Origin of the sequence: Actinocrinis puniceicyclus (assembly GCF_018283645.1) — a bacterium.
Lineage (GTDB): Bacteria > Actinomycetota > Actinomycetes > Streptomycetales > Catenulisporaceae > Actinocrinis > Actinocrinis puniceicyclus.
Window position 1 is genome coordinate 1 of the sequence record NZ_JAGSXH010000115.1, and the last position, 17,905, is coordinate 17,905.

Sequence of the window (17,905 nt, forward strand, 5' to 3'; positions counted from 1 at the left end):
CCCGCAGGAGACGCCGCATCATGAGCATCACCGGCGCCCGCCCCCGACTCCGTTCCGACCTCTTCTCGCCGCCGGAACCACACACCCGCCTGCGCCCCCGCTCCGTCGGCGGCGTGCATATCAACGTCGAGGTTCATGGGCCCGACGACGCGCCCACCGTCGTCCTGATCCACGGCTGGACCTGCTCGGTGCCGTTCTGGGCGCCGGTTATCAGCGCATTGCGTGACGATCTGCGCGTCGTCGCGTACGACCTGCGCGGCCACGGGGTTAGCGACGTGCCGGGCCGGGAGCAGTACAGCGTGCAGGCACTCGTCGACGACCTCGTCACGGTGCTCGACGCGAGCTTGCCCGCCGGGCAGAAGGCGGTGCTCGCGGGACACAGCATGGGCGGCATGACCGTCATGGCGGCCGCGCTCTGCCCTCCGGTGTTGGAGCGCACGCGCGCCGCCCTGCTCGCGTCGACCGGGTTCACCGGCTTGGCGGCGGCCGCGCGCATTCTCCCGTTCGCCGCCCGCTCGCCGAAATGGGGGGCCCGGGTCACCCGCACGCTGATGAGCAGCAGGTTGCCGCTCGGCCCGGTCACCGCGCTCGGCCGCGGCATGCTCAAGTACGGCACGCTGGGCCCGAATGCCTCGAGGGAGCTGGCCGGCTACAACGCGTCGATCATCCATGCCTGCGCGGCGCGCCCCCGGGCGGCTTGGGGACGCGTCTTGAACGGCATCGAGCTCGCGGATGCGCTGGGCGCTCTGGATGTGCCGACCGCGGTTCTCGCCGGCGCCGCCGACCGTCTCACCCCGCCGCAGCAAGCACGGCGCATCGCCGAACTGCTGCCGCGCTGCGAGGGGCTGACGCAGCTGCCCGGCATCGGTCACATGACGCCCTTGGAAGCTCCCGACGTCGTCGCCGGGCTGATCCGCGGGCTCGCGAGGGACCATGCCGGGGCCGCCTCGTGACCGCGCACGTTCCCGCCGAGTCCGCTCCGGCTGCCGAGCCGCCTTTCGCGGACGACCGCGCCGGTCGCGTTCCACCCTCCCGGTCCCTCGCCGGCAAGGTCGTCGTCGTCACCGGAGCGGCCCGCGGCCTCGGCGCCGCGCTCGCCGTCAAGCTCGCGCAACGCGGTGCGGAGCTCGCCCTCATCGGTCTGGAGGCGGACGAGCTCGCCCGCGCGGCCGCCGCCTGCGACCAGGTGAACCCGCGAGCCGCCGTGGGGCGCGCCCACACCTGGCATGCGGACGTCACCGACCGGGCGCGCATGGCCGCTGTCGCCGCTGACGTCGCCGCCCTTTTCGGGGGCGTCGACGTGGTGGTCGCCAACGCGGGGATCGCTCTCGGAGGTCCGGCGGCGGACGCCGACCCGGATGCGTTCGACCGTGTCATAGAAGTCAATCTGCTCGGCTCGATCGCGACCGCGCGCGCGTTTCTGCCCGCCCTGGTCCGGTCTCGCGGCTACCTGCTCCAGATCGCGTCCCTCGCCGCGATCGCGCCGGCGCCGCTCATGGCGGCGTACTGTGCGAGCAAGTCGGGCGTCGAGGCTTTCGCGCACTGTCTGCGTGGCGAGGTGGCGCACCAGGGCGTCCGGGTCGGCGTGGCCTACCTCACGTGGACCGACACGGACATGGTGCGCGCCGCGGACGAGGACCCGGTGCTCAGGGAGATGCGGGCCCGTCTGCCCTGGCCCGCGAACAAGACCGCGCCCCTGGAACCGGCCGCGTCCCGCATCGCCCAAGGCATCGAACGCCGCAAGTCTCACGTCTACGCCCAGCCGTGGATCCGCCCGCTCCAGTGGCTCCCCCGAGCGGCCGTCCCCGCAGCCGTCGCGCTGCGCGGCCCCAAGGAGGTCGCGCGCCTCGCGCCCCGCCTCGACGCCACATCCCATCTGCGCCGACGCCCGCTTGGCCCGGGCGGCCGCGCCGCCGGAACCCGAAGCCAGAGGGCAGAGGGGAGTGAGTAGAGCGAGGGGACGTCGCCGTTGCCGGCGAGCGTCGCCAGCGCTCCGAACCACCGGCGCGCAAGTCGCGAGCCGAACCAGGTGGCGAAGTACCCCCGGACATGAGCTATCCTTTCCGAGGTCACTCCTCCGGGAGCGATCAACTAGGCAGGTTGCCCGAGCGGCCAATGGGAGCGGACTGTAAATCCGTCGCGAAAGCTACCCAGGTTCGAATCCTGGACCTGCCACCAGCAGCATAAACAACCCCCTACCAGCGGTAACGCTGGTAGGGGGTTGTTGTTCTGACGCTGTCGCAGGTCCAGCTGTATCCGGCTGATCACGGCCCTCCACGGGTGTTTGCGCCGAATACGCGCCGAGGTTTTGAGGTCCCTCCGACGTTCGCGAACCGGCTTCGGGCATCGCGGCGTCCGTGAAGCTGATCTTGTTCACTGTCTGTGCGGCGTTTGGCGACCCCGCACCCTCATGCTCGACCGAGGCTGCTGTCGTGGAGCCCGACGAGGTCCGGCTGAACGTGACTGGTCCCTCACCGGCGTGGGCCGATGAGGGACCAGTCATACGCTGTGCGATCTGGGCCGAGTACTACCAGCGCATCGTCTGCCGCTAGCGGCGCACTGCGATCGACGCTAGTCGCTGTCTTCCCCATGCTCCCTTTCGGGTTTCGCGGTCTCTTGCTCGTTGTCGCGCTCTTGGTCTTCGTCGCGGAATGCGGCTTCGATGCGCTTGCGAGCGATTTGATCGCGGCCGACGATGCAGCCCACATAGACGCGCAAGAGCACGGTCACGCTGTGCCCGGCCCACGCCGCGACCTGGGCCGGATCGACTCCTGCGTTGAGCCAGCCGGTCACGCAGGCGTGGCGCAGGTCGTACGGGCGCTGGGCGATCCCCGCATCGTAGTCTGCTTCGCTCAGCCCGGCCTTGCGCGCCTGACGCCAAGTCAGACTCACCATGGAGTCTGGGACCGGGCCGCCCCGGGCGCCACGGAACAACCTGCCGTCAGTTCCAGTGCCGAACTGTTCGATGTGCTCGGCGATGAGTTCCGCGAGGTGAGGATGACACGGCACCGTCCTGAAGTCGTTTTCCGCGCGGTGCTTGAGTTGACGCGACTGCCGACGTCCCGCGCCTGAATCGGTCCATCCCGCCGCTACGGAGGGCGCCGACTTGCGTAGGCGGAACTCTCCCCAGTCGCCCGCCCTGGCAGGCGGGAAGTAGTCCGTGACACGCAGATCGGCGACCTCGGACGGGCGCATGGCCGCGTAGTAGATGCACGCGAAGTACGCCACGAGCCGCGGTCCGGACCTGCTTTGCTTGCGCACCGCTGCCAGCAGCGCCGTGGCGCGGCGACGGTCCGGTAAAGCGGCCGGGTCGATCGACTCCGTCGACTTGGGCGCCCTCTTCTTGACCTTCTTCAGCGGGTTGTTGTCGAAGTACCCCAGTTCGACCCCATACTCGAGGGCGTTGTGAAGCACGGCGCGCTTACGGTAGATGGTCTTGGCTGCCGCCTTGCTGCCGTCGAGCTTCTTCGACAGTGCGTCGAGGACAGCGCGCACCACCGTGGCGTCTTCGAGTGCCGTGACGGCCACAGTGTTCTTCTCTAGCCATCGCACGGCTTTGATCAGGTTTTGAGGTGGCTCGGCAGGGGTGGACACGGCGCCTCGAAGCCGCTTGTTGGTGTTGAAAGACCACGAATACAGCGCCTTGCGCAGCAACTCCGGATCGGGCGCGCCGATCTGCTTCGTAAGCAGTACGGGAGTGATCGTGGCGAGCGACTCGGCGATGCCGACGCGACTGTTCGGGGCGACGTCGGGCCACTTCATGTCAACATAGGCACAGGCAAACTCGTACCATGAGACAGGAGTGGCCGCCTTTCGAAGCATCGAGGCCGGACGCCCTGTGCCGGTGCAGAAGGGCTCGCCTCTCCGGGCGGCGGACGTGAGATCGGACCGAAAGCTTTCCGCCAGCGCGGACGTGTCGAACGCTTCCTTGAACGGTCGGCCGTCGACCTTCCAGCGCACGTAGTACGTCGTCTTCCTCTTGCCCTTGTATACCTCGGTCTTCCAGAACTGGATCTTGTAAGACCAGTCTCCCGGCGAAGCTCCGGCGCTCATGCGGCGCCCTCCGAGTGCTCGTCGAGCCACCTGTCGAAGTCGACTCGGCGGATGCGCAACTCGCCGTTGGGCAGCTTGATGCAGCGCGGTCCCTTGCCGGTCTGCCTCCAGAAGTAGAACGTCGAGCGCGAGACGTGCAGTTCGGTGCACACCTCGCCGACGGTGAGCTTTGCCGCATTCTCGGCGTGGGTCATCATGGAGTTACCTCCGTTACTGGGGGAGCGGTCCCGGCGAACCGTTTGGCGACTGAGCGCCGGGACCGCACCATTGATCATCTATGCCTTGCTGAACGTCTCGTAGCTCTCCACTACTTACCGTTCATCGTGGGATAACATTTGTGTTCGCGCAAGCTGAGTCAGTCGCTAATGCTTTGCCGTGCTGAACGGTTTGAGCTGCGCGCGGATGTCAACTGAGCGCGATGCGGAGGGCTACTCCGTCGGGGTGATCACTCGTCGAGGCACACCAAGTTCTTGAACGCCTCCTCGGCAACCTGGCTGCACCAGGCTTCGCGAGCTTCAGCTTGAGTCGGATCTGTCGCAAAAGCTGCGGCGACGGCTCGTGTGCATCCGTTCCAGTCCCGGCGGTTCTTCAGCGCGCCGCGAATGGCGGCGGCCAACTGCCGATTCGTGGGTGCGCTCCCGGTTTCCAGATCGGAACAGAATAAGGCATCTGTGATACGGGCGACGGCGATGTGGCTTTCGGTCAGGTCGGCCATGACGCTCACCGTCCGGAAGGCGCAGCGTAGGAGGCAGCCGGACAAGGCGAGACGGCGCCGTCGAGGTCAATGGATACGTATGGGGACATGCTGAAATGGGTCATTGGAGCCCTCCTACGCAGGGGTGTCCTGGCCCGACCGGTGCTCTTAACACCGAGTCGGGCGTCTTTCGAGGGGGCCGGGCTGCAACCCGGCACTGATGTGACTCGTGCGGTACGTCAAGGCCCGATATTGGCATCGGCCGTAGGCTCACGCGGTCTCGCCGGCGCTCCTAGCCTTCAGGCGCCAGAGCTACGGTCATTGAGAATCGACACGCTGTTCCTCATCGGATCCAGCGCTCGTCCGCCTCGAAGCCAAGACGCAGCGGAATAAGCAGCACGATGACATGGCGGTCAGCTACTTCCAGCACACCGACAAGCTGTCGCGCGACGGCATCGCCAGCCGGAGACCTGCTGCCGACTACGGACGCGATCTCGGCCTGCGCTACTGAGAGTGGTCCGTGCGGAATGGCAAGATGAGTCATTGGAACCCTCCTATGCAGGGGTGTCCTGGCCCGGCCGGTGCTCTTAACACCGAGTCGGGCGTCTTTCGAGGGGGCCGGGCTGCAACCCGGCCCCCTCTCGTCTGTCCACAACACCGTAGCGCAGGACCTATGAAGTTCGGATCTTCCAAAAGAGTGAATCTTCGTGAGTTCTGGGCTCGGATGCGGTAGAAAGGAACGCGCACACTGTCCGCCTCGACCCGCAGCGCGAATTGAGAAGGTAGCCAGCCGTGATCTCATCTAGTCCGTCGCCTGCCGAGCGTCCGAAGACCCGGCCCAAGACCGCGCAGATCCGCGTCGACCAGTGGAGCAGCCTGGACGAGCTAGCCCGCGAGCTGCACGACGCGCGCAGCGTCAAGGGTGAGCGGATCACGGCGAACACGCTGATCCGCGTGGCGATCGACGGGTTGGTCGCGCACGGTGGGCGCCTGCATGGCGACACGGAGGAGCAGTTGATGGCGTCGTGGCTGGAGTTTCTCGGCGAGCGCAAAGCGGCCCACGGCCGATGACCTGACCGATCGTTCAAGCGGCCCCGGTGGAGATCTTGGCCGATGCCACCGGGGCCTCATCAAGGGAGTGAACCTCGATGTTGCACCAGAGTACGTCCTTGCCCGCGCGCCGGAACGCAGTGTCGGCCGGGCAGCCGGATCGCGTCTCCGCTGCGGGGCCTGCGGCATGGATCGCCAACGGTCTGCTGGCCTCGGCCACCATGATTCTGATGGCGTTGGCCTGCGCTTCCGCGTGGTTGTCGTACCGCGCTCAAGTCGATTACGTCCTGACACACAACGGCGAGCAAGTGGTGCAGGCCCGAGTATGGGCACTGTTGCTTGATTTGGGCACTGCGGGCGTTTCGCTGCTGCGCTTGTACGAGGCGCTGCGTGGGCACTCTGGGCAGGCCACGCGGACGTCGCTGCTCGGGTGCATCGCGGCGAGCGTGGCGATGAACCTACTGCACGCCCCTTCGCGCACGCCCGGCGGGTATCTGGTGGCTGCGGTTCCGCCGGTGATGTATGCCGTCTTCCTGGAGCACCTCCTCATTAACGTGCGAGCACTCCTGATGGCAGAGGAGCAGCGACGCGGGTTGTGGCGCACGACGCTGCTGTGGATCAACTTCCCGGGCGTGATGTGGAGCACCATGCGCGACTCGCTGCGCCGCGACGCGCAGGGACAGCGATCCGCACCGGATGCCGGCGCCCGAACCTACGCTGCCGCGCATCAGTCGTCTGGGCGCGATCACGCGGATGTGGAGCAGGTGGGCGTCACCGTCGGTGAGAAGGGTTCAGACGCCGCCGGCCAGAGCGCGCGCCGGCGGCGAGGGCTCGGCGCGAAGCGGCTCGCGTTCGAGGCCGTGCTTGCGGAACAGGCCCGGTCCGGGGACCTGCGCCTGTTCTCAGACGATGAACGCGTACGCAACGCGGCCGCGTACCAGGCTGCTGCGTCGCTCCCTGTGCCGCTATCGCGCGGTGCAGCGCGGCGGTATGTGGTGCAAGCGTTACCGCGGCTGGAAGAGTACTGGCCGGTTGGCTCGGCCTCGGGCATCGTGCTCGCACCGGAAGCAGGCTGATGGTCAAGTGGCGCGTGGAGCGGAGCGGCTTCCGCGGCGATGCGTCCGCTCTGCTTCTGGCTGCCTACGCGAACTCGTCGAATTCTCCGGCCTTCGCGCCGTCGAGGAAGTAGCGGAACTCTTCGCGCGTGTAGAAGTGAGGCGGGCGGTGCGGGTTCTTCGAGTCGCGCACGGCCACCATGCCGCCGATCGTGGCGACTTCGACACAGCCGCCGTTGTTGCTGCTGCCGCTCGCCTTCTTCCAGGAGACGGCGGCCGGGTCGAAGCTCGGTATCGGCGGTTGCTGCGGATCGCTGCGGTTCATCGTGCGTAGTCCTTCGCGATGCGTTTGAGCAGGGAGGCGGAGGCTTGCGGGTCGTGAGCGGTCGCGGAGAGTTGTTCGAAGTCGGCGGTGAAGCGGCGCACGTCGCGGGGCTTTTCCAGGTAGAGGTTTCCGGCCGGGGAGTCGACGTAGACGATCGCGTTCTCGTCGAAGGCCAGCAGGCTGAACGCGCCGGCCATCCCGACGTGTGCCCCCAGGTCGAGCGGCAGGATCTGCACCAGGACATTGGGCAGGTCCGCTGCAGCGAGCAAGTGCTCGATCTGCTCGCGCATGACCGCGGGGCCGCCGACGACGCGGCGTAGGGCTGCTTCGTCGAGGATCGCGTGCAGTTCCAGCCGGGCGGACTCTCGGGTCAGCGCGCGCTGGCGTTCCAGGCGCATGGTGACGAGCCGCTCGGTTGCGGCGCTGTCGCGGGTGCGATCGACGGCGTACATCGCGCGGGCGTAGGCGGCGGTCTGCAACAGGCCGGGCACGATCAGCGGTTCGAAGCTCTGCTCGCGGCGCGCGTCGGATTCGAGCCCGACGAAGGTCTCCAGGCCGGAGGGCAGCACGTCCTTGTACGGCTCCCACCAGTCGTCGCGCTTGGTGCTGGCGGTCAGCAGGTTCAGCAGTTGGTTGACTCGTTGGTCGTCCGTGATGCCGTAGATGCGGGCCAGCTCACGCAGCTCCGCCGGACGGATGACGGCGCCCTCCTGGGCGGTCTCAATGCGGCTGAGCCACGCGGAGGAGCGGTGCAGCTCGTCCACGACTTCTTTGATGGTCCGCGTGCCACGCAGACGGCGCAGCTCTCCGCCGAGCTGCCGCCGACGCAGCATCGAACCGTCCTCGCCCACGCCTGTCCTCCCGGTGCCGGTGGTTGCGTCAACAAGCTTGCCGCAAGTGTGTCGCAGTTGAGGCGCGGGCCGCGGACCCGCAAAGCTCGTCGACACGAAATTGCGTGACGAACTTGCGTAGCGAAGTTGTGCGGGGCATGCTGGTGGCACGCGGTCAGCGTCGGCTGCGTGAGTCAGGCAACGACAATGCACGGAGGACGCGATGCCTTCACTTGCAGTCACGCCCACCGAGAGCCCCATCGCCCGCACCGCGCCACTTCTGCTGGTCATCCGACGAGGCGAGTCGAGCGTGCTGTCCCGGCTCGCGCGGTCCGCGGTGGGGCACGACGAGGAGATCGCCCGTTTCGAGGACGCTCGTGCCCTCTGCTCGCTCCCCGTCGTCCGGCGCGAGGTCGCCCGCTTCCTCGCTCATTCGCCGATCGCCGTAGGGCAAGACGTAGCCGATGACGCGGTGCTGTGTGCGGATGAGCTGATCACCAATTCGCTCGTGCATACTGCCAGCCGTGTGATTTCACTGAATGTCTGTGTGCGTACCAGTTCGAAGCGCGGCGCGGTCGTGCGCGTCGTCGTCGGGGACGAAGACCGGCGCCGGCCTGGGCGGGGCGCGTCATGCAAGAGTGAGCTCAGTACGCGAGGCCGCGGGCTGCCACTGCTCACAGCGCTCTCGCAGTGGGGCTGCCGTCGGTGTAGTCACGGCAAGGACGTCTGGTTCGAATGCCCGCGCCCTGCCGCGCAGGAGTGAACGGATCGACGTCGTTCGCTACTCAAGCGCGGACCGCCATCATCCATAGCCGTTCGCGGCCGTAGCCAACGAGGACCCGCTGCTGGTTACTCGTCTCTCCCGGCGCAGCCAGCCTCGTGCGTCGGTGCCGAGTGAGCTGGCTTCAGGGATCCGCCATCGTCGAGGACATATTCGCGCACGCGCGCGACGGGCAGGCCGGTCAATGCCGCGATCCCGGTCCGGTTTTCACCCAGCCGGTCGAGGGTGCGTACTGCGTCACGCGTGATCTGCTCGAACGGCGCGGCCGTCTTCCCTGCTTCAGCGTAGATCCGCTCGATCTCGCCCTGGGCGTGAAAGAACTCGGCTAACGCAGCCTGCACCGCCTTTTCCCGAGCGATGCGTTCGGCATCTCGGCGCGCCACCGCCTCTGCCGCCTTGAGCAGCGCCTGAGCCCGTGCTGATGATCCTGATCGTCGAGTCACGTTCACCACAGTAAATCGAATGGACCAAGTTCGCGCGCTGGATCCCGAAGCAGCTAACGCCAGGCCCCGTGCCGCCTGCCTCGATAAACGAAGGTCGCGCGGGTGCGGCTCAGTTATCCACAGCCCGTCACGCGCCTGTCGCGAACTTCGCCGACACACCGCATCCTGACAATCCACGCGCACACCATGACCGGGAGGAATCGTGACCCACGTGACAGACCTCGACATGCTGATCGCTGACTTGAACGATCGGCCGCCGGCGCTAGCCGTCGACCGCGCCGCCGAGGCGCTCGCTCTGGCTGCCGAAGCCGCGGAGGCCCTCGCCGAGCGCGAGGACTACGACACCGCGACGCTGTGGTGGGCCGCCGGAACGCTCAGCAGCGCCCATCGGCTGCTGCTGCCGCACACTCAGGACGATCCGCCCCCGCTGCCCCCCGGCCCTGGACCACTGGCAGACGGCTCGGGCCGACTGAACGACGTGTTACAGGCGACTGTCGACGCCTTGGATCGCGCCGCCCGCGCGACGCAGGAACCCCAGCGGCTCTACGCGCTCAGTCGCGCCGCCGATCTGGCCGACAAGTCGCGTCGCGCCTGCGTCAACGCGAGGGCGGCAACGTGACCGAGGCGACTTTCGAAGACTTCCTCGACCTCGCCGCGGACCGCCTCGACCGCGCGACGCTCGCTGTCGCCGACGGAACAACGGTCGGCGCGGCCACCTGTGCCGCCTTGTCCGCTGTGACGCGGAGCCTGATCGCGCTGAGCACCCGCTACGGGCTGCTGCCCAGCGGCATACCGGCCGCCGCATGGCAACCCGCAGTCGTAGAGCGCCTGACGGCCGCGGACCGCGCATTCCGACGCCACGGCCGCCCTGATGCTTCGCCGAGTGCTGCCGATGCGAAGATCAGCGACGCGGCCCGGCTGCTGACGGTCGCTCAGGACCTGCTGGCCACGCACCTGACCACTCCGGACCCACCGCGGCAGTTCGCCCGCACCCCGCAGGGTGAGCAGCTGCTCGACGCCCCGGTTCGCGATCACCTGCTGCGCCGCGCCGCCGCGATCGCCGATCAGCTGGCGGCCCTGACCCGGATTGTCCTGTCCGTCGACGACCTCACGCGCCGACGACCGCACCTGGAACAGGCATACCGGCCGCGCGGGAAAGATCTTGCCTTGGCCGCGAGCGAACTGGCCGACGCTGCCGCCCAATGTCCTGCCCCGACCACCGCCCGCCTGGAACTGCTGCCCGCCCCGGTGCTGGCCACCTCCGTCACCTATCCGTCACCGGACGAAGACCCGGTCCACGCAGCCGAGCAGACCCGCGACGCGCTGCGGCGCATTGCCACCGCCGCCTACCAGGCAGCCCACGCTCTGCGCTCCGGCGAGTACCCACCCCAGCACACTGCCGGTGATCTGTACCAGACCGCCACCCATCTGGCAGTCGCGCACACCATCGCCGCCGAGCTACTCACCCGCATCAGCCCGCACCTGCCCGCGCACGCCGAATGGAACTGGGCCGAGGCCGCCGCCCGGCTGCGCGCGAGCGGCGCCGCATGGCTACGGCTGCGCCGCGCGTGGGGGCAGACGGTCAGCGTTCCGGACAGCGGCCCACGCAGCCCCCTGACAGTGCAGGCGACCAGCCTCGTGATCCGACTCGGCCGGCTGGCCTATGACGACCCCGCCTGGAGCCCGCACGCCGGGCCCGGACACCCCCGCGGCCTTGGCGAGTTGCTCGTGCCGGATGTCCTCGATGCGCTCTGCGTCACGATCAGTGCCTTACCGTGCGAAGCCGCCGTGATCGCCGCGAACCACGCGCGCCTGATCACTGACGGCGTGCTCGACCTGCATTCCCCCGACCGCGCCCACCGCCCCGACAGCGAAGGACGACGTTTCTTCCCACTCCAGCCCGCGCAACGTGCCGAACTCGCCGTCAGCTATCGCGACGCGGCCAGTGCCTCGAAGACGGCGGCAGCGGATCTGGCTGACCTCGGCCGCGGCTACCGGACGCTGAAGGAAGTAGTGGTCACCTTCGCCTCCCGCCGCACAGCGAGACCGAGTCCTGAGCGCATGCACCGCCAGGCCCACCAGAAACCTCGACAGCAGGAGCGCCCTGATGGCGAGCGGCCGATCATTCCCAAGCGATGATGGACAAGGCTCCGCCCGCATCCTGATTCCCTGGCACGGCAGGGCACGGCCACGGCCGGCCGGGTCAGTGGTCTGCTCCCATTACAGCCGAACGCACTTCAGCACGTATTGAACAAACACGGGCGCCCGCTGTCCGTCCTGCCGACCACGATCTTGGCCCGACGTACGTCACAGATCGCTGAAGCCATCGATCGGCATCCACGTAATGGCGATGTCGAATTCAGTACTCGACATTAGGCTACGCATTCCTGCGACAGCGTCGGGCGAACCGTCGATAAGGGCGATGACGCGCTGTTTTGCGTCGTGCCCGGTAGGCCGAAACGATCGTGGTTTAACGCCGGGAGGCGACGACGGTGGCCTGGCTTCGGGCGGGACGAGGTAGCAAGCGCTAGCTTCCATATTCTTGCCTGGAATCAGACGATACTGCTCACGGTCCGTGGCGCCGTAGGTCAGAAGCGCATTCTGCGCCATCTGGTGAGCGGAGGCGACCGACGCGCCGCGAGCGACCATGCTGTAGAAGGTGCGGGAGAAGGCGACCGCGGCGGTGTTCGAGATCGTGCCGGCGACACCGATGGCGCATCCGTCATCGGCGACGATCTCGGCGGCCAGGTCAGCCGTATGGCAGCCGTTGAGAAAGATCAGCGTCGGTGGCGGTCTGAGCCCAAGAAGGAGCGCACTCAGACCCATGCGGACGACGGGAGTCGTGCCACCGTCATCTGTACGAAACCGCAGGGCGCCGTCGCTGTCCGCGTGTCCGGAGATATGGAGCACTTCCGGCGTCGGTAAGAGGCATTCGACGAAGTCTTCTCGGCGCGCTGCACGGAGGGCCTGAATGTCGATCGCTTGACCATAGGGGGCGGTGGCGAGCGCGCTATCGATCTGGCGGCGCTCCTCGGCGAGGTCGAGCGCGTCGGGATGGCCAGGAGCGGCACCCGCCTCGACCATCAGGATGCGTAAGGCCGCCGTCATGACGACGAGGCGGGCAGGAGCGCAGTCAGCAGTGGGGCGACGCGGGCAGCGTACTGAGGATGAGTGGTCAGCAGGGCGGCGATCTCAGACGCCGTGCGCTCCCTGTCAGTCGTGTCCGCACGGGCCGCGAGCTCCGTGACGGCCGGAACGCCGTCGTCGATGCCGGTCTCGGATGTGATGGCCTTCCCGATCAGTGCATGGACCGTGGCGGCGAGTTCGTCGGCGTAGACGAAGGCTTCAATGCCTGCGGCTGCCAACAGAGTCGGCCCGTCTGCGGCACGCAGTGCCTGCTGTATCAGCGCATGCAGAGCCTTTCGGTCTTCTACACACTGGTATGCCGTGTCGGAGCCGGCGTAGAGGGCCAGGCGAAGCAGTGAGGCGTGCACGCGTAGCAGCGGCTCGGGGCGTTCTCGCTCGCCGAGTCGATCAAGGTAGGCAACGGTGTCGGTGGTGAGCAGGATGTCGGCGTGCTCGTCGAGGTAGCGATGTGAGGCTTGCCAGTCGGGAGTCCTAAGCCACTCCTGAGTGGTTTCACCACGGATCAGCGGTTGGTACGCGGCGTCAATGCCGTGTTCGGCCGCAGCGTCCAGGATCGTCAGATGGCGGACAGCCTCCTGCGATACGAGTGCGTACTCGACCAGTACGGTTCGGGACCGTTCGCTCACAAGCTCGCTGTGGTGCTCGCGCAGATGGTCGCGGGACGCGATCCACGTGCGTGTCGCCAGCCATGCATCGACGTTGGCGACATCGCTGTCGTTTATGTCGAGCCAGGTTGGCGGGTCGTCGTCGAGCATCTTGCGCCACGTCGCCGTGACCGCGGCGCGGTGGCCGCCGTTTGACGCGGCGTGCCGAAGCAGCCGCCGAGCGCTCAGCACGGCATCTGCCGAAGCGATGCTCGGCTCAGTTGTGAGAAATTGGATCAGCGCCCGGATTCCGGCGGCGGGCTCGTCTGATCGCAGAAGGAACGCCGCACGATCGACCAACAATTTCCTTGTCGCCTCAGGGTGCATGGCGAAAGCGGTGATCGCGTCGTCATAGGCCGCGAGGGCTTCGTTGCGGCGCCCGATCTCCGCCAGTCGATTCGCCAGGTTGTTGAGTGCCGTGGCGAGGTCGGGCAGGTGGGCGTCGGGTGCGGCTTGCGCCAGCGTGCGGTAGATGGTGGTGGCTTCTTCGGCGGGGGCGAGGGCTTCGTTGCGGCGCCCGACCTCCGCCAGTCGAATCGCCAGGGTGTTGAGTGCCATGGCCAGGTTGGGCAGGTGGGCGTCGGGTGCGGCTTGCGCCAGCGTGCGGTAGATGGTGGTGGCTTCTTCGGCGGGGGCGAGGGCTTCGTTGCGGCGCCCGACCTCCGCCAGTCGAATGGCCAGGGTGTTGAGTGCCGTGGCGAGGTTGGGCAGGTAGGCGTCGGGTGCGGTCTCCGCCAAGGTGCGGCGGATGCGGACTGCTTCTTCGGCGGGGGCGAGGGCTTCGTTGCGGCGCCCGACCTCCGCCAGTCGATTGGCCAGGTTGTTGAGTGCCATGGCGAGGTCGGGCAGGTAGGCGTCGGGTGCGGCCTCCGCCACCGTGCGGAGCGCGGCGACACCTGCTGGACCGCCCGCGGCAGCATGTGCGGCGAGGGTCGTACGAAGGTAGCGGGCAAAGTGAGTGCGGTCGCTGTCGACCGGCGTTTCATGTGTGGCAATGCCGATGACTGCGTGGGCCACGGCCAGCGCGGGGTTGGGCCCCGCGGTCGTCACCTGGAGGTGCCGGACGAACTCGCGGTGGTAGAGCCGGTAAACGGGTCCGTCACCATCGCTGTCTTCGACGATGTAGCGGCCGTAGTGGTTGAGCACCCAATCGACGTCGTCTGTCTCGTACGACCTGCCGCTGGCGGCGAGCGCGGTGGCGATCGCCTCCCATACCCCACCTGCAGGCACACCCGTGCCTAACCCCCAAGCGAGCGCCGTGAGAAGGTCGCGAGCCGCGCCGACATGGTGGGGCTTGGTGCCGGGCGGTGGGACGGCCAAGTCATAGTCGAACGCCTCGGCCAGGCTGGTGGGCAGATCAGCCAACCAGTCCGGGTTGTCCGCGATCACAGACGCTGCTACCAAGTAGCTGGTGACAATACGAGCAAGAAGGAAGCCCTCTCCCGCGCCCGTGTGCAGTGCGAGCCGCCGGCCCACCTCAGCGGCCTGATCACCGGGGACGGCGATGGCACTCAGGCGGTCGGTCGCGTAACGCGCGATATCGGTGGCCGTACCCGGCTCGTCGGCTAGATCGATGACATCGACCGTGGCACTGAGCCGCTGGGTGAGGGATTGGGCGAGCGTGAGATGTTGACCAGCGGCCCCAAACGACGCGTGGCGACGCAGCGCCTCGCTGCGACTGCTGAGCAGTACGCGGGCGATGCGGCCCAGCGGGCCGAGCAAGTCGCGGACGAACGCCGCTGAGGCTACGGCGGTCATCTCGTCCAGGCCATCGAGAATCAGCGTCAGCCGCGGCGCGGACTCACGGCCCGGGACCTGATGCCAACGGGCCACATCCTTGATCAGACCCGCGTAGTTCTCCGGCCGCTCCAGACCAAGGCTGTGCGCGGCACGCTCGGCCACCTGATCGACAGTCAACCCGCGCAGGTGGACAACGGCATCGACGCTGCCAAGTCCCGGGTCGGGATCATCGTCGGCCAGCGGCCGATGCGCGAGCAGTGCCGCGCGCTCGTCGGCGTCCGATAGTGCAGCGATGCGTCCGACGACGGCGGACTTGCCGCTGCCAGCGGGACCAGTCACAACGAACACACCGGGCTGATCTTTGGCCAGCCACGAGACGATCTCGCCGAGCACGCGGCGCCGACCGGTAAAGAACCAGCCGTCTTCCCGCGCCGCGACCCCGCGCGCTGCGCTGGCCAGGTGCTCTACAAGCTGTGCCCCAGTGTCCGGGCGCCACTGCGGGTTACGGAAGATCGGCAGCAGCTTTCCCGTGCTGGCCTGCACAGGCAGTTGGCCTGCGTCATCGGGCCACTCGTCCAGCACGATGTCCACGACGTCAGCGGCGGTGACACCGGGATTGTGCACACTCCAAGCACGCCGGTAAGGACGCGATGGCGCTCGATTAGGGCCGACGCGAAGCACCCGCTCGAGCGCGTCGATGAGCAGCCCCGCAGTATCGGCCTTCTCCCCGGGCTGGCAACTCGCGATGACGAGGAGCCCTGACGCTCTACCGGGCGGCAGCGACCGCTGCTCGGCGATGGTGTCGACGATCTGCTCGCCGACCGCAGTCCCCGAGTGGCAGGTATCGAGCACCATGAGGACCTGATCCGCGCCGGAGCTCCACGCATACTGCCTCAGCCGGTTAGCATCGTAGTAGCGGCCGGCATCGCCCCGCGTCGTGTCGCGGGTGACCAGCTGCAGCCTATTGCGATGGTCGGACTCCGCGTGACCCGACCACGCGACAACGCACGGTCCGTGTGTACCGTGGTCCTTCCATGCTCGGCTCCACAGCTCGACACGGCTGTTCAGCTCGTCCGATGCGGGATTGCGTACGACGAGCGTCGCGTACCCGAACGTGGCCAACGTCGCCGCCAGCCGCTCGGTCTGCGATACGGCCGATTCGATCTCGTGGAAGTGGTCATACTGCCTGATGGCAATTCCCAGGAACGTACCGCATGCCTGATCGCCGGGTTCGTCTGTCATACCTCACCCCACACCAGTACGTGAGCCGTGACTGGTAGTACCCGACCGGATACGTCGTCGATCCGCACCTCGTATGCGCACGGCCTGGGGGGCGGGAACACCGTCTCATAGCGGCCGCCGCCCCGATTGGCCAGCGAACGCTGCGATGCTTGTCCCGCACCGAGCGGCACCATGACGGCGCGCAGGCTGAGCGCGTCGTACTCGGGCGCAGCAGTCACCTCGATTCGGCACGACTGCCCGGCAGCCAGGACCTCTTCGATGCGGAGGCCCAGGGGCACGCCATTCCCGCTTGCCCGGTACTCGCGACGCTTCGAGGTGAGCCAGTACCAAAGGGCGTCGCGGACGGCCCCGTTGTTCTGTAGAGAGCCATGCTGCTCGCTGTGCGGCTGAATCGCAGGATCGTCATCCTGCATGCCATCGCAACGTGCCGAGAACCGCGGCACCCGCCCATCGCCGCCCTCGTCGATTCCCTCGATCGTGTCCACCGGCTCCAGCCCATTCGCGGCTATGCGCGCCGTGGCCGGCGTCGGCTGCCCAACCCCGACCACCGGATGCGTTACATGGCCGCTAGTGCCGCGCTGCCGCGCACTGTCAGCGATCTGCCGTCGCAGTGCGAAGCCGTCCGCCAGGAGTTTCTCGTCGACTCCGGGAAGTGATACTTCGTCAGTGCGTGCCAGGCCGCCGTTATGTTCGATGCATGCATAGTCAGGCGCCAACTGGTGCAGTGACGGCAGTGACCGTGCGAACGCAGTCAACTCCAGACGGAGCGGGCGGATACCGTACCGCGTGTCGTTGACCAGCCGCAGTAGAGCATCGAGCGAACCTCGGTGCGGCGTGCCCAGTGTGACAACGCGCCGCGTCACATCCGCACCGCCCAAGCACTCGACGAAATACCGCGCGACCAACCCCCCCATCGAGTGGCAGATCATCACCAGTTGCGCATCGGCGTGTCCGGCCGCCCGCCATGCATCGAGCACAGGGACCACTCGCCGCTGCAACTCAGCCGCGTTGTACCGAATCGACAGCCGCCAATCGTAAGCGAACGCGACCAGATTCGGCGTTTCACCTGTGCCGCAGTGCTGCGCGCGGGTCAGCGTGAACTCGCGCTCCAGCCAGCCGACCAGTCCCGAGTACCCGTTGATCGCAGGGCCCACCATCGGGAGCAGATGCAGGTCGGGAACGAGCCCGACCGGTTCCACACCATCGCCGGGGTGCTCGTCCCCGATGTCTTCGGGGACCGCCAAGCGTCGTACCGAACCAGCTAAAGTCATGATTCCGCGGGCGATCGCCGCACCCGAGAGCCCCCACACCTCATGGCCGTCTACAGCCAGGCGGCTGCCCAGAATCCCCGGCACGACAACCACTACATCATCAATGCATTGTCTCATTAGTCTGCAGCCACCTCAGAGCGGTTTCGACCCGCGCTGAGCTGGGGCCCGCCCACGCCACGTCGGATCACTGTTCCGCCCAGCGTAATCGTGCTGCGACGATGCTGGGTGCGCTCTCACGTATTCGTGCTCGAGGCCGCCGAATAGCGGTCTGCCTCTGCACCCGAACGCTTTCCGGAACCGTGTACTGCAGCGTCGGCGCAGCGCTTTGCGGACCGCGCCGGATTCACCAGTCACGCGGACGACAGGTTCAGGCGCAGCGGACAAGAAAAGCTTGAGCTCACCTGAACGTAGTAGCAGGATAATTGCTACCACACCTTTTGCAGTTAATCTGATCATGGGCGGATTCGCCGGGTACGGAGCTCATCGGTCGGGTGCGGAAGGGCGGTGGTGGGGTCGTGATGACGATCCACAAGATCACCGCCGGGGATGGGTACACGTATCTGACCAGGCAGGTCGCGGCAGGCGACAGCGGCCCAGAGCGGGGGAGGTCGGCGGCGGAGTATTACACGC

At 67.4% G+C, this 17,905-nt stretch carries 16 protein-coding genes and 1 tRNA gene; 8 read left to right on the plus strand and 9 right to left on the minus strand.

What is annotated here, in order from left to right; genetic code table 11:
• Positions 1–20 precede the first annotated feature (20 nt).
• From KGA66_RS23405 to KGA66_RS23415, 3 genes are all read left to right on the plus strand, one after another.
• On the plus strand, positions 21–953 hold the full coding sequence (locus tag KGA66_RS23405) for an alpha/beta fold hydrolase (protein ID WP_211470668.1): 933 nt from the start codon (positions 21–23) through the stop codon (positions 951–953).
• Positions 950–1,951 (plus strand): SDR family oxidoreductase, encoded by a 1,002-nt coding sequence (locus tag KGA66_RS23410; RefSeq protein WP_211470670.1) that lies wholly within the window; start codon positions 950–952, stop codon positions 1,949–1,951. Before KGA66_RS23405 ends, KGA66_RS23410 begins: the two co-directional genes overlap by 4 nt.
• Before the next feature lie 143 nt (positions 1,952–2,094).
• Positions 2,095–2,178 (plus strand) — tRNA-Tyr (locus KGA66_RS23415).
• 393 nt (positions 2,179–2,571) lie between these two features.
• On the opposite strand, the gene KGA66_RS23420 is transcribed toward KGA66_RS23415, so the two are convergent.
• The 3 genes from KGA66_RS23420 to KGA66_RS23430 all read right to left on the minus strand — a co-directional run bounded on the left by KGA66_RS23420 (position 2,572) and on the right by KGA66_RS23430 (position 4,768).
• Positions 2,572–4,053: a tyrosine-type recombinase/integrase gene (locus KGA66_RS23420; protein WP_211470672.1), complete on the minus strand. Its 1,482-nt coding sequence runs from the start codon at positions 4,051–4,053 to the stop codon at positions 2,572–2,574.
• A complete protein-coding gene (locus tag KGA66_RS23425; protein ID WP_211470674.1) occupies positions 4,050–4,250 on the minus strand; it encodes a helix-turn-helix transcriptional regulator in 201 nt (66 codons plus the stop codon). Before KGA66_RS23425 ends, KGA66_RS23420 begins: the two co-directional genes overlap by 4 nt.
• Positions 4,251–4,498: 248 nt before the next feature.
• The gene (locus KGA66_RS23430) at positions 4,499–4,768 is read right to left on the minus strand and encodes a hypothetical protein (protein WP_211470676.1); all 270 of its coding nucleotides are present in this window, start codon (positions 4,766–4,768) and stop codon (positions 4,499–4,501) included.
• Between the two features lie 771 nt (positions 4,769–5,539).
• Here KGA66_RS23430 and KGA66_RS23435 point away from each other — a divergent pair.
• A complete protein-coding gene (locus KGA66_RS23435) occupies positions 5,540–5,818 on the plus strand; it encodes a hypothetical protein (protein ID WP_211470678.1) in 279 nt (92 codons plus the stop codon).
• 77 nt (positions 5,819–5,895) lie between these two features.
• A complete protein-coding gene (locus KGA66_RS23440) occupies positions 5,896–6,873 on the plus strand; it encodes a DUF2637 domain-containing protein (RefSeq protein WP_211470680.1) in 978 nt (325 codons plus the stop codon).
• A gap of 64 nt (positions 6,874–6,937) precedes the next feature.
• Here KGA66_RS23440 and KGA66_RS23445 read toward each other — a convergent pair whose 3' ends face one another.
• The gene (locus tag KGA66_RS23445; protein ID WP_211470682.1) at positions 6,938–7,177 is read right to left on the minus strand and encodes a DUF397 domain-containing protein; all 240 of its coding nucleotides are present in this window, start codon (positions 7,175–7,177) and stop codon (positions 6,938–6,940) included.
• Positions 7,174–8,028, minus strand: coding sequence for a helix-turn-helix domain-containing protein (locus tag KGA66_RS23450; RefSeq protein WP_211470684.1), 855 nt, complete (start codon positions 8,026–8,028; stop codon positions 7,174–7,176). Before KGA66_RS23450 ends, KGA66_RS23445 begins: the two co-directional genes overlap by 4 nt.
• Before the next feature lie 289 nt (positions 8,029–8,317).
• Between KGA66_RS23450 and KGA66_RS23455 the strand changes: the two genes are divergently transcribed.
• Positions 8,318–8,770: an ATP-binding protein gene (locus tag KGA66_RS23455; RefSeq protein WP_211470686.1), complete on the plus strand. Its 453-nt coding sequence runs from the start codon at positions 8,318–8,320 to the stop codon at positions 8,768–8,770.
• A gap of 86 nt (positions 8,771–8,856) precedes the next feature.
• On the opposite strand, the gene KGA66_RS23460 is transcribed toward KGA66_RS23455, so the two are convergent.
• Positions 8,857–9,231: a hypothetical protein gene (locus tag KGA66_RS23460; RefSeq protein WP_211470688.1), complete on the minus strand. Its 375-nt coding sequence runs from the start codon at positions 9,229–9,231 to the stop codon at positions 8,857–8,859.
• 202 nt (positions 9,232–9,433) lie between these two features.
• Here KGA66_RS23460 and KGA66_RS23465 point away from each other — a divergent pair, with 202 nt between their 5' ends.
• Both KGA66_RS23465 and KGA66_RS23470 read left to right on the plus strand, forming a co-directional pair.
• The gene (locus KGA66_RS23465; protein ID WP_211470690.1) at positions 9,434–9,850 is read left to right on the plus strand and encodes a hypothetical protein; all 417 of its coding nucleotides are present in this window, start codon (positions 9,434–9,436) and stop codon (positions 9,848–9,850) included.
• The gene (locus KGA66_RS23470) at positions 9,847–11,370 is read left to right on the plus strand and encodes a hypothetical protein (RefSeq protein WP_211470692.1); all 1,524 of its coding nucleotides are present in this window, start codon (positions 9,847–9,849) and stop codon (positions 11,368–11,370) included. Before KGA66_RS23465 ends, KGA66_RS23470 begins: the two co-directional genes overlap by 4 nt.
• Before the next feature lie 168 nt (positions 11,371–11,538).
• Here KGA66_RS23470 and KGA66_RS23475 read toward each other — a convergent pair whose 3' ends face one another.
• The 3 genes from KGA66_RS23475 to KGA66_RS23485 are packed head-to-tail and all read right to left on the minus strand — an operon-like array spanning position 11,539 to position 17,368.
• Positions 11,539–12,339, minus strand: a complete 801-nt coding sequence (locus KGA66_RS23475) for a CHAT domain-containing protein (RefSeq protein WP_211470694.1) — start codon at positions 12,337–12,339, stop codon at positions 11,539–11,541.
• The gene (locus tag KGA66_RS23480) at positions 12,336–16,004 is read right to left on the minus strand and encodes a tetratricopeptide repeat protein (protein WP_211470696.1); all 3,669 of its coding nucleotides are present in this window, start codon (positions 16,002–16,004) and stop codon (positions 12,336–12,338) included. The genes KGA66_RS23475 and KGA66_RS23480 overlap by 4 nt, the downstream gene beginning before the upstream one ends.
• Positions 16,001–17,368 carry an esterase/lipase family protein gene (locus tag KGA66_RS23485; protein WP_211470698.1) on the minus strand — a complete coding sequence of 456 codons (1,368 nt, stop codon included), beginning with the start codon at positions 17,366–17,368 and terminating at the stop codon, positions 16,001–16,003. Before KGA66_RS23485 ends, KGA66_RS23480 begins: the two co-directional genes overlap by 4 nt.
• Between the last annotated feature and the right edge of the window lie 537 nt (positions 17,369–17,905).

Bases quoted from the DNA above. Each gene is read 5' to 3' on its own strand.
- KGA66_RS23445 (WP_211470682.1), bottom strand. From the start codon at position 7,177: ATGAACCGCAGCGATCCGCAGCAACCGCCGATACCGAGCTTCGACCCG.
- KGA66_RS23430 (WP_211470676.1), bottom strand. From the start codon at position 4,768: ATGGCCGACCTGACCGAAAGCCACATCGCCGTCGCCCGTATCACAGAT.
- KGA66_RS23420 (WP_211470672.1), bottom strand. From the start codon at position 4,053: ATGAGCGCCGGAGCTTCGCCGGGAGACTGGTCTTACAAGATCCAGTTC.
- KGA66_RS23405 (WP_211470668.1), top strand. From the start codon at position 21: ATGAGCATCACCGGCGCCCGCCCCCGACTCCGTTCCGACCTCTTCTCG.
- KGA66_RS23440 (WP_211470680.1), top strand. From the start codon at position 5,896: ATGTTGCACCAGAGTACGTCCTTGCCCGCGCGCCGGAACGCAGTGTCG.
- KGA66_RS23425 (WP_211470674.1), bottom strand. From the start codon at position 4,250: ATGATGACCCACGCCGAGAATGCGGCAAAGCTCACCGTCGGCGAGGTG.
- KGA66_RS23475 (WP_211470694.1), bottom strand. From the start codon at position 12,339: ATGACGGCGGCCTTACGCATCCTGATGGTCGAGGCGGGTGCCGCTCCT.
- KGA66_RS23480 (WP_211470696.1), bottom strand. From the start codon at position 16,004: ATGACAGACGAACCCGGCGATCAGGCATGCGGTACGTTCCTGGGAATT.